This is a genomic window from Paraburkholderia sp. MM5477-R1 (assembly GCF_050436385.1).
Classification (GTDB): Bacteria; Pseudomonadota; Gammaproteobacteria; order Burkholderiales; family Burkholderiaceae; genus Paraburkholderia; species Paraburkholderia tuberum.
The window spans coordinates 79365-90350 of record NZ_JBNDMC010000005.1 but is presented as its reverse complement, the minus strand read 5'-3'; the positions used below and the strand labels follow the sequence as shown (position 1 = coordinate 90350).

Genomic DNA, 10986 nt, shown 5'->3' with positions numbered 1-10986 from the left:
CGGCTTTGTCCACCGACGCAGCGAACACCCGACGCCAAATGAACTCCACTTCCGAACACGCCGTTGCTTTGGCATCTGCCCGACTGACCCGGCTGCTTGCGTTCCTTGAGTCCGACCCCAACAACCTGTCGCTGCTAGGAGACGCCACCGCGTGCGCATTCGACGCACAGCAATTCGAACGTTGCGATGAACTGCTCGCACGTCAGCAAGCGCTCGGTGCGGTGCCGCCGGAGTCGATGCATCTGCGTGGACTGTGTGCCATGGCTCGTGGCAGATTCGAGGACGCGCTCCGGGCATTCGCCGCGTTACCGGACGGTGAAAGCCATCCCGCGATTCGCTATAACAAAGCGTATGCGCACGCCATGCTCGGCGCTTTCGACGAAACGCTAGCGCTGCTGGATGAAGGCGTGCTGACAACGATTCCGCAAGCCATCACGCTCCAAATGCGGTCGCTTCACCATCAAGGCCGCCTCGACGAGGTCATCGAAGTTGGCAAACGGTATGCGGATCATCCGGAGACCGGCATCGAAGTCTGCGGACTCCTCGCCGCTGCTTTGTTCGATGCCGGACATCCCGACAGCGCGCAACAGTTCGCGTCTCTTGCAACGAGCTCTCCCGACGGTCTCGCCATAGGTGGTTTGCTGGCACTCGGCGAAGGCCGCGAGTTCGACGCTATGGCGCTGTTCGCGGAGGCACTGCGCATCCAGCCGGCACACAGCCGCGCGCTTCTCGGCACAGGGCTCGTGCTACTCGAACAGCACCGCTTCGAGCAGGCCGCGCAACACATCGACGCCGCATCCGAATCGTTTCGCACCCATGCGGGCTCCTGGATTGCGGCCGGCTGGGCCCATTTGCTCAATGGCGATCTACAACTGGCGCGGTCGCGCTTCGAACAAGGCGCTCACCTAGATCGCGGTTTTGCCGAAGCCCCAGGCGCACTGGCCATCGTGGCGCTGCGCGAAGGCAGACTCGACGAGGCGCGTGCGCATACGAAGGTGGCGTTGCGGCTGGACCCCGAGTGTCTGTCCGCCGCACTTGCGAAGAGTCTGCTCAGCACCTCCGCAGGCGATCAAACTACAGCGAGTCAAGTCCTTGATGCGGCATTGAATCGGCCCTTGGACCCACAAGGCAATACGCTTGCAAAAGCGATCGCGAGAAGGGTGACCCGGAGCAATAAGACCCCTCCATTTAACAAATCGTCACAAGAACTGGAATAGGCAAACGCCTGATTTTTCGCGAATGGTCGATCATCTGCGAAATAGAACCTGTCCTAAAAATACGTGACGATCGACTATTTTGATTTTGATATAAGCACCTACCTCTCTGATTAATCTGATTGCATTCGTTTTTGATTCGTTTGCCTCACTATTTTCATCCGTTCGCCTTACTATTTTCAATTTCACCACTTCCAATTCGAAAGAAAACTCCCCATAATGCGGCCCACTTAAACACGGGACCTCATCCATGTCGGCAGACCAGGCACTCCAAATGATGACGCAGCTGTTCTGGAACAGCTTCCTCATTGCGGGGCCAATTGTTATTGCCACGCTCGTGGTCGGTCTGCTGATCAGTGTCTTTCAGGTCGTCACGCAGCTGCAGGAAATGAGCCTGAGCTATGTGCCGAAGCTCGCGGTCGCCGTCATCGTGACGGTTTCGCTCGCCCCGTGGATGCTCGCGCGTCTGACCGGTTTCGCAGCGTCGCTTTTCCGCAGCATTCCTGATCTGGGCTAACGCAATGACAATCGAAGCCAGCACGAGCTGGACGCTCGGCGTTCTTCTTCTTTCGTTGCGAATCGGCCCGGTGTTCGTTCTTGCGCCGCCGTTCTCACAAACGCAGGTGCCCGCGCGGGTCCGCGTGTGCTTCGTGCTGGCGCTCGCCGCATGTCTGGCACATCGCGCTGCACCCGACGTCTACATGGACGGCGCAGCGCTACTCATCGCCGCTGTAGCCGAATTGATGCTGGGCCTCGCGATCTGCTTCGCGTTCCAGGCCGCGTTTGCGGCGCTAACGTTTGCTGGCCGCGTGCTCGACGTCCAGGCCGGCTACGGTCTCGCGATGGTGATCGATCCGGGTTCGCGTGCACAGGCGCCGCTGTTCGGCACGATACTCACGCTCGTCGCGGGCCTGCTGTTTTTTGCTTCGGGCGGTCATCTCGAGCTGGTACGGCTTTTGATTGCGCTAACGAGCGTCATACCAGTCGGCTACGCGCGAGTCGCCGTCACTCCCGATGCGCTGATCGGCTATTTCGGCATTGCGCTCGGCATGGGTCTGTCGGTCATCGCGGCCGCAATGGTCACACTGTTTCTAATCGATGTAGCGATCGCCTTTCTCTCCCGCGCGTTGCCGCAAATGAACGCACTGATGTTGGGTCTGCAAGTCAAAGTCATCGCGACGCCCGTCATGATGGCGCTATCAGCGGGTCTACTCGCACCTGCGACATTGCGTTTGCTGACGCACGCATTGGCTTTCGTACCGTCCCTGGATTAGTCATGTCGGATACGGAACAGAACAAATCGGAACAGGCCACTGCTTACAAGCTCGAGCAGGCGCGCAAGAAGGGTATGGTGCCGCGCAGCCAGGAGCTCGGCATGGTGCTCGGCCTGCTTGCGAGTACCGGCTACCTGTCAGTGTGGGGCGGAGAAATGGCGGCACGTCTCGCTTCGCTCGGCGCTCATGCGCTGAGCGAAGCCGCGTCACTCGACGCAAGCGGCCGTGCGATGCCGGTCGCGTGCGCGGCGCTGCTGCTGCAGGGCGCGCACGCGGTTGCGCCTCTGATTGCGATTGCGATGGGTAGCGCGCTACTGTCAGCGCTGATGCAGACCGGCTTCCTGTTCGCCCCCGGCGCACTCAGGCTGGACACCAGCAAGCTGAACCCGGTGCAAGGTCTCAGGCGTGTTTTCTCGATACAGACGCTGATCGAAGCCGCCAAGGCATGCTTCAAGACGGTCGTCTATGTGGCGATCATCCGTTTCACGATCGTCGATGCGGCCGTCTCGCTCGCACATGAGGACCTGTCCGCGGTACGCATTGCGCAGACGCTGCTCGCTAGCGGCGTCCACCTGCTTTTCATGCTGCTCGCGGCCGCGTCGGTGTTCGCGTTGCTCGACCAGGTGCTGGTGCGACGCTCATTCGCGAGAAAGATGGGTATGAGCCGCTACGAGCAGAAGCAGGAAATGAAGCAGCGCGAAGGCGATCCGCGCATCAAGCAGCGGCGCCGCCAGTTGCAGCGCGAATTGCTGCAGCGTTCGCGCAGCATGAAGGCGGTGCGTAGCGCGGACGTGATCGTCGCGAATCCGACGCATTATGCGGTCGGTCTGAAATACGATCCGTCACGGATGGCCGCGCCGCATGTCGTCGCCAAAGGGGCCGGCGATTTTGCACTGCGTCTGAAGAAGCTCGCCTTCATCTATGGCGTGCCGGTCATCGAGTCGCCACGTTTCGCCCGCGCGCTCTATTTCAAGGCAGTGCTCGAACGCGAGGTGCCGGGCGATCTGTATCGCGATACCGCGGCGATCTATTTGCAGGCGCGACGTGCGCCGTCGCAGGTGATGTCCGCATGACGCTTCGATCCCGCCTGCGCAATCATTCCGACCTCGCGCTCGTCTTCGCCGTCGTCGCGATCCTGTTGCTGCTGTTTACACCGATTCCGGCAGGGGCGCTCGACCTGTTCATCATCGTCAATTTCGCATTCGCGTTCACGATCCTGTTGATGACGTTTTACGTGTCGCGACCCGTCGAGTTCTCGACGTTCCCTTCCCTGCTGCTGATCGCGACGCTGTTCCGCTTGTCGCTGAACATCGCCGCGACCCGTCTGATCCTGTCCGGCGCCGAAGCGGGCCAGGTCATCGCGGCAATCGGCGCATTCGTCGTGCAGGGTAACTTCGTCATCGGCCTGATCGTCTTCTTCATCCTGATCGTCGTGCAATACGTGGTGGTCACGACCGGCGCGCAGCGCGTGTCGGAAGTCGCCGCGCGCTTCGTACTCGACGCGATGCCCGGCCAGCAGATGAGTATCGACGCCGACCTCAACATGGGTCTCATCGATCAGGACGAAGCGAAGCGCCGACGCAAGGCGCTCGAAAAGGAAGCTGGCTTCTACGGCTCGATGGATGGCGCGAGCAAGTTCGTCAAAGGCGATGCGGTAGCCGGCATCATGATCCTGCTGATCGACATTCTCGGCGGCTGGGCGGTCGGCGTCGCGCAGATGGGCATGCCGCTCAGCCAGGCAATGCAGACCTTCACGCTGCTGACGATCGGCGACGGCATCGTCACGCAGGTGCCCGCGCTGATCATTTCCGTCGCGACCGGCATCATCGTCACGCGCTCGTCTGCGGACGGGGAGCTCGGCAACGAGGTGCTGCGTCAGCTCGTGCAATTCCCGAAGATACAGATCCTCGTCATGGTCGCGCTGACCGGCCTGCTCGCGCTGCCGGGCATGCCGAAGTGGCCCGTGCTGATCCTTGCAACGATTGCGGGTGGCGCCTGGTGGATCGCGCGCCGCAAACGAAGTGCGGCGCCGGATAACCAGGCCGCGACGGACGGAGACGACAGCGACGCGGCCGCGGCCACCCAGGCCACCGATCTGCCGGCCATCGAAGTGTCGTTCGGCGCCGCGCTGACGGCCGCATGGATCCCGACGCAAAGCTTGCTGGCCGAACGCATCGCGGCGTTTCGCAAACAGTACGCGGCCGAGATGGGCGTGTCCATTCCGCCCGTGGTGTTCCGCGACGGCGCGCAGCTTGGCTCCAACGACTACCGGATCCTGCTGTTCGGAGACCGCTTCGGTCAGGCAACGCTGTATCCGGAAAAAACACTCGCCATTCACTCGTCGGACAAGGGTGAGAAGGTGCCCGGCATCGCCACTCACGATCCGGCCTTCGGGCTGCCCGCGGTATGGATCGATACGGCCGACCTGTCGCGCGCGCGCTCGCTCGGCTACACCGCGGTCGATCCGCTGACCGTGCTGATCACGCACGTCACCGAGGTGATCAAGGCCAACGTACCCGCGTTGCTGTCGCGCACCGAAGTCGTCGCGATGCTCGAAGGAGTGCGTTCACGCACACCCGGCCTCGTCGAGGAACTCGTGCCGAACGTGCTCGCCGTCAGCGACGTGCAGCACGTCTTGCAGAATCTGCTGACCGAGCAGGTCGCGATCCGCAATATCGGCCTGATCGTCGAAGTGCTGGTCGACGCGGGTCGCCATGAAAAAGACCCTGCCGCGTTGAGCGAGCGTGTGCGCCAGCGGCTCGGCCACGGCATCTGTCAGGCAATCCAGAGCGATCACGATGCGCTTGCGGTGCTGACGCTCGACCCCGCGCTCGAAAACGCGATCGTGCAGAACCTGCAGGGTGCTGACGGCGCAGGCGCGTTCGTGCTCGACCCGCGTCTGGCCGAAAGCTTCCTCGCCCGGCTCGCCGCGCAGGTCGACGCGATGATGCGGCAGAACCTCAAACCTGCGTTGCTGTGCCGCCCGGAAATTCGTCGTCATCTGAAAACCTTCACGCATCGTGTTGCGCCACGGCTCGCCGTGCTGTCGATGAACGAGGTTCCGCACTCGATCAGCCTGAGATCGTTCGCGATGGTCAGTCTCGACACAACTGCGGCTCGGGCTCCCGCGCGCGCCGCGCAGCCCTCGAACGCTACAGCGCTCGCCGCCTGAGTGTCGAGCAGCTTGCCACCTGCCTGCCAAATTGAAACGGATTCCTGATGGATAACATGATGACTGTCGCGGCCAGCCTGATCTCGCACGAAACGCGCCGGATCGAAACCGCTGGGCAAAACCTCGCGAATGTGGCCACGCCCGGCTACAAGCGGCAGATCGCGTTCGACGACGTGCTCGCAGCCGGACGCACCGGGACGGTCCCTGTGTCTGCCATGCTCGCGCCGCCGCCAACCGGCATCGCCACCGACTTCTCCGCCGGCAAGCTGGTCCACACCGGCAATCCGCTCGATCTGTCGATCAGCGGCTCCGGCTTCTTCGAGGTCATGACAGCGAGCGGTCCGGCCTACACTCGGCTCGGCGCATTCCAGCGCGAGGCCGACGGACGTCTCGTCACGGCCCAGAATTGGGCGTTGCAAGCCGCGGGTGGCGGCGACGTGGTCCTGCGTTCGGGCAACTGGCAGATCGCCAGCGACGGCACGCTGATTGACGACGGCACGCCTTCGGCCGTGATACGCGTCGCAACTTTTACGGATCCGACCCAACTCGAGCGCCGCGCGGACGGCCTGTTCCATGCCACGGACGCGCAGGCCGTCGACGCCGAACAGCCGCACATCGCGCAGGGCTTTATCGAATCGTCGAACGTCGCGGTCGGCAACGACATGATGCAGATGATGGAGGCAATGCGCCGCGTCGAGTCCGGCCAGAAGCTCGTGCATGCGTACGACGACATGGTCGGCGCCGTTTTGCAGCGTTTGGGAGACATGTAAGCGTGAACAACGTTTTTTATATCGGCGCGATGGGCTTGAACGCGCAGCAAACAGCCGTCGACGTCACCGCGAACAACATCGCGAACATGAACACACCGGCGTTCAAGCGCGGCACGGTGTCCTTCAGCGAGTTACTGACGTCGGCGGTCGCCCCACTCAGCCGCGCCCCGGCCAACGAAACCGTCACCATCGCCGCGGGCGTGGCGGCCGACCCGTCGCTGCACGTTTTCACGGCGGGCGAGTTGCGCCCGACCGGCAGCGCGCTCGATCTCGCGATTCGGGGCGACGGCTTCATCGAACTGGCGTCGGACTCGGGACCGGCCACGTTGTGGCGCGGCGGCACGCTGCACGTCGGGGCCGACGGTTATCTGACTGCGTCGAACGGCCTGCCGCTCAAAACGATGATTTCCGTTCCGCGCGACGCCTCCAGCATCACCATTTCGGCGACCGGCCAGGTGCAGGCGGTTCTGCCGAACCAGACCGACCCGATTGATCTCGGCGAAATCGAACTCGTGATGCCGACTGACGTGCGCGCGCTGCAATCGGCCGGCGACGGAATCTATCGCATTCAGGACGACGGGATCACTGTCAGCCGCGTGCGTCCCGGCGAAGACAACGCTGGGACGTTGGCGCAAGGATTCAGCGAAGCCTCGAACGTGTCGCTGTCGGATGAGTTCGTCAGTCTGATGCTGTATCAGCGTGCGTATGCGTCGAATGCGCGACTCGTGCAGGCCGGCGATGAGTTGATGGCGATTGCGAATGGGTTGAAGCGGTAATCAGCGCTGGAATGCATCGACCGACGTTCAACAGTGAGACGAACCCAAAAACACACCATGCAATTTACGTTCAAAAAAGCGCTGCTCGCAGCGTGTTGCACGCTCACTCTCATCGGCTGCGGGGGCGGAGGTAACTCGGACAATGCGAGTTCGTCCAACGCCAGCGAACAAAACGCGGCGTCGAATCCCGATCGCGATTCGGGCAGCGTCGACACGTCCGCCCCGAAAACGTCTGCGGAGACGCTACCCGGCGAGCCAACCTCACCGCCCGACAACGCAGGCGCGACGCCCCCGCCCGACGCCGAAGTCGGGCCGCCGACGCCGGGCTACGTGAAGATCGCCGACCTCCCTCTCGGGTCCATCGAAGGCGTGCAAAGCGTCGCGATGAACGCTGGTTCGAAGCTCAGCTATACCTTCCCGCCAGACCCTGTTGCTGTGATCGATTCGATTACGAACCCGGTTTCCGGGGATATCAAACTGCGGCTCGTTTCCAAATCGTCGGTCACCGGCGGCTATCTTTCGCAGATCGGCGCAAGCATGTCGGCCACGGCCAGCGTCGACGGTGCACCGACCGCGCCGTCATTCGACGAACTCGTGGTTTCCCTGATAAATAGTCAGAAGCGGATCCTCGGCATCAACTACGACATCTCATCCGGCAATCCGTTGAGGTTCGCGCTCGTACGCGGACAGAACGGTAGCGGTTATGTCGCGGCCGGCGCCTGGGAGGCGAGCCGAACCGCTATCTACGTCACCGACTATTGGGTCACCTCGGGCGGATTCGCATTTGGCAGCCAGACTCGCCCGGAAGACTTTGGCCAGATTCACTCGCGCACGTATGCCGGAGCGTTGGTCGGCAAGTTGCGCTATCAGACCGACTGGGTAGGCTCGCCGAGCTATCCGCTCGCCGGGGCTGTTATTCAGGGCGTGGCCGATATGGACGCGAGGAAGATCTCTTTTCAGGTGCCGAAGGTGACCAAGATCTCAGTGGCAAATGACTGGAGCGTGGCGGAAGCCGAAATGTCACCGCCTCTGTTCACCTGCGACGCCGACATCGATGTGGTCAACAACGCGTTCTCGTGCGATCTCAAATCGAACGACGGCTATCCATCAACCGGACGGATCAGCGGCCGGTTCTACGGCCCCAAAGGCGAGGAAATTGGTGGAGTACTGAACTACACCAACTGGTCGACCTTTCCGTTCAGTGAGGTCGTCGCCGGCTTCGCACTCACGATCAGATAAGGCCGCCCCGTGTTCGATCCAGGCGTGCCCGATCTCATGTCGCCTATCCGTTTTCGCCGGCTCGACCCGTTAGCCATCGCGCTTGCCTGCATGGCGGCGAGCGCGGCGGTTCACGCGTCCAGTACAACGCTGACATTCCGAAACGTCGCCGACTTCGACAGCAGCATAGTGCGATTCGGCGATGTCGCGGAGGTGAGCGCTTTGCCTGTCGCCTTGCAAAAGCAGGCGGCCGATCTCGTCGTCGCAAGGTTACGCGAAGCGGATGCGAGTGTTGCCATCGAGCCGCGGCGTCTGACCGAAGCGGCCCGACGGCAGATTCCGGCTCTCACGCCGTGGCTTGCGACGCAGGACGGACAACCGGCCGTCATCATCAGCCGACCTGTTCGCGCTACGCCTGATCCAGCGCGCGAAGTCCGGTCTGTGCCGGCGGCACGCTGCGTCGAACTACTTCGTGATCTCTCGAAAGGAGATGCAATCACGTTCGATAGCGTGCGCGGTATCGCGTGCCCGCAGAAGCTAGTCATGCGCGGCGTTCACTACGACGACAAAGCGCGCGTCGCGCGTGCGACTCAAAACCTCGTGCCCGGCGACGTGATAACCGGCATCCCCTCACAACGTCTCGCCCAGGTCATTCGCGGCGAACGCATTGTGGCCGTCGTACGAACGGGTGCCGTCACCGTCTGGCGAACCGGCATCGCATTAACGGACAGCGCGAGTGGCCGCGTAACCATGATCGCGACAGGCGATCACGACATCGTGGCCATTCCTGCTACCACCTCGCTGTCGAAGTAACTCAGTCATGCAACCCAAGATCCGTTCAACGCTGGCAACGATAGGCATCGCCTGGTGCGCGCTCACGCCCACCCACGCCGCCGACCTCTTCCACAGCGACGCCTACCAGTCGCTGACCTCGGACCGCCGCGCCTCGCGCCCGGGCGACATCGTCACGATCCTCGTCTATGAGAACTCGACCGCGAGCAATACTGCGGACACGTCGACCAAAACGAACGTGGCTGTGCAGGGCAACGTCTCGACGATGTGGGCCGGCAGCAATGCTGCGCAGATCGGCCTCGGCGATAACTACGGCGGACGCGGACAGATCCAGCGCACGGGCCGTTTGCTCGCGCAGATCAGCGCGCGTGTGGAGGTGACTGAGCCGAATGGTGACCTGATCGTCGCCGGCGAACAGGCCATCGACGTCAACGGCGAAAAGACGCGCATCCATCTGCAAGGCCGCGTGCGTCCGGTCGACATCGCCGCGAACAACACAGTGCAGTCGAACCGCCTCGCGGACGCGAAGATCGACTACGTCGGCGAAGGCTTCATCACCGATCGGTCGAGACCCGGCCTCATTCCCCGCTTTCTCGCATGGTTGGGCTTATGGTAATGCGGCTCTCTTCTCGCACGATGCGGGTCATCCAGGCCGTACTGCTGCTCGTATGCGCGATGGCCGCGGGCAGCGGTCCAGCGCACGCGGCAAATGAAGTGCGCCTCAAAGACCTCGGACGCTTTCTCGGCTGGCGCGACAACATGCTCGTCGGCTACGGCATCGTGTCGGGTCTCGCGGGCTCGGGCGACACGCCGCGCAATCAGGCCACGCGCCAGGCCATGATGAACATGATGTCGCAGTTCGATCTGAATCTGACCCAGGACCAGATCCAGAGCCGCAACGTCGCCATGGTCATGATTACGGCCTCGCTGCCACCGACCGCCAACATCGGCGACCGGATCGACATCAACGTCACGTCGATGGGCGATGCACGCAGCCTGTCGGGCGGCACGCTGATCATGACGCCGCTACGCGGCCCCGACCGCAAGACGTACGCACTCGCGCAAGGACCGATAACGGTCGGCGGTTACCGCTTCGACGCCAACGGCAATCTGCGCCAGAAAAATCATCCGACGGTCGGTACCGTGCCGCAAGGTGCGATCGTCGAAGTACCGGTGCGCGCCGAGCTCGTCACGCGGGACGGCTATCTGAACTTCGTCCTGCGCAACACGGATGCGACCACGGCAGAGCGCATCGCACAGCGTATCAACCAGGCGTTCGGCGCCAGCAGCGCGCGCGCGCTCGACGCGGAAACCGTCCAGATTCGCGCGCCCGGTGGAGGCAGCGCGCTCAACAGTTTCGTAGCGCGCGTGGAGACGCTCGGCGTCGTGCCCGATCAGGGCTCACGTGTCGTCATCAACGAACGCACGGGCACCGTGGTCGCCGGCGGCGACACGCACATCTCGCCAATCACGATTTCGCACGGCGACATTCGCGTGACGGTCACGACCGAATACTCGGCGTCGCAACCCGAGCAGATCGGCATTGCGGGCCGCGGCGTGCGCAGCCTCGTGATCGGCAACAGCGATCTTTCCGTCGACGAACCCGGCCAGACCGTCGCCGCAACGTTCCCCTACGGCTCGGTCGGCGAACTCGTGCAAGCGCTCTCGCGCAGTCGTGTCAGCACCCGCGACGTGATCGCGATTCTCGAAGCCATCAAGGCGGCGGGCGCGTTGCACGCCGACATCATCGTTCAATAACAGGAGGAACCG

The 10986-nt window shown here is 62.7% G+C and carries 11 protein-coding genes; all 11 read left to right on the top strand.

From position 1 onward, the window contains the following. Nucleotides 1-38: 38 nt before the first annotated feature. The 11 genes from OKW35_RS12790 to OKW35_RS12740 all read left to right on the top strand — a co-directional run bounded on the left by OKW35_RS12790 (nucleotide 39) and on the right by OKW35_RS12740 (nucleotide 10974). Nucleotides 39-1217, top strand: a complete 1179-nt coding sequence (locus OKW35_RS12790; RefSeq protein ID WP_429552202.1) for a tetratricopeptide repeat protein — start codon at nucleotides 39-41, stop codon at nucleotides 1215-1217. A 271-nt stretch (nucleotides 1218-1488) separates the two neighbouring features. Continuing rightward, nucleotides 1489-1731 (top strand): flagellar biosynthetic protein FliQ, encoded by a 243-nt coding sequence (locus tag OKW35_RS12785; RefSeq protein ID WP_260321071.1) that lies wholly within the window; start codon nucleotides 1489-1491, stop codon nucleotides 1729-1731. A gap of 4 nt (nucleotides 1732-1735) precedes the next feature. Further along, nucleotides 1736-2488, top strand: a complete 753-nt coding sequence (locus OKW35_RS12780) for a flagellar biosynthetic protein FliR (RefSeq protein WP_429552201.1) — start codon at nucleotides 1736-1738, stop codon at nucleotides 2486-2488. 2 nt (nucleotides 2489-2490) lie between these two features. Then, nucleotides 2491-3561: an EscU/YscU/HrcU family type III secretion system export apparatus switch protein gene (locus OKW35_RS12775; RefSeq protein WP_429552200.1), complete on the top strand. Its 1071-nt coding sequence runs from the start codon at nucleotides 2491-2493 to the stop codon at nucleotides 3559-3561. Next, on the top strand, nucleotides 3558-5660 hold the full coding sequence (locus OKW35_RS12770; protein WP_429552199.1) for a flagellar biosynthesis protein FlhA: 2103 nt from the start codon (nucleotides 3558-3560) through the stop codon (nucleotides 5658-5660). The genes OKW35_RS12775 and OKW35_RS12770 overlap by 4 nt, the downstream gene beginning before the upstream one ends. Nucleotides 5661-5707: 47 nt before the next feature. Next, nucleotides 5708-6430: a flagellar hook-basal body protein gene (locus OKW35_RS12765; protein ID WP_429552198.1), complete on the top strand. Its 723-nt coding sequence runs from the start codon at nucleotides 5708-5710 to the stop codon at nucleotides 6428-6430. A 2-nt stretch (nucleotides 6431-6432) separates the two neighbouring features. Continuing rightward, entirely contained in the window at nucleotides 6433-7206 is a 774-nt protein-coding gene (locus OKW35_RS12760) for a flagellar hook-basal body protein (RefSeq protein WP_429552197.1), read from the top strand. 330 nt (nucleotides 7207-7536) lie between these two features. Further along, entirely contained in the window at nucleotides 7537-8445 is a 909-nt protein-coding gene (locus tag OKW35_RS12755; RefSeq protein WP_429552196.1) for a transferrin-binding protein-like solute binding protein, read from the top strand. Between the two features lie 9 nt (nucleotides 8446-8454). Further along, nucleotides 8455-9237, top strand: a complete 783-nt coding sequence (locus OKW35_RS12750; protein WP_429552195.1) for a hypothetical protein — start codon at nucleotides 8455-8457, stop codon at nucleotides 9235-9237. 7 nt (nucleotides 9238-9244) lie between these two features. After that, nucleotides 9245-9832, top strand: a complete 588-nt coding sequence (locus tag OKW35_RS12745; RefSeq protein ID WP_184011937.1) for a flagellar basal body L-ring protein FlgH — start codon at nucleotides 9245-9247, stop codon at nucleotides 9830-9832. Further along, nucleotides 9832-10974, top strand: coding sequence for a flagellar basal body P-ring protein FlgI (locus tag OKW35_RS12740; protein ID WP_429552194.1), 1143 nt, complete (start codon nucleotides 9832-9834; stop codon nucleotides 10972-10974). The genes OKW35_RS12745 and OKW35_RS12740 overlap by 1 nt, the downstream gene beginning before the upstream one ends. Nucleotides 10975-10986: the final 12 nt, after the last annotated feature.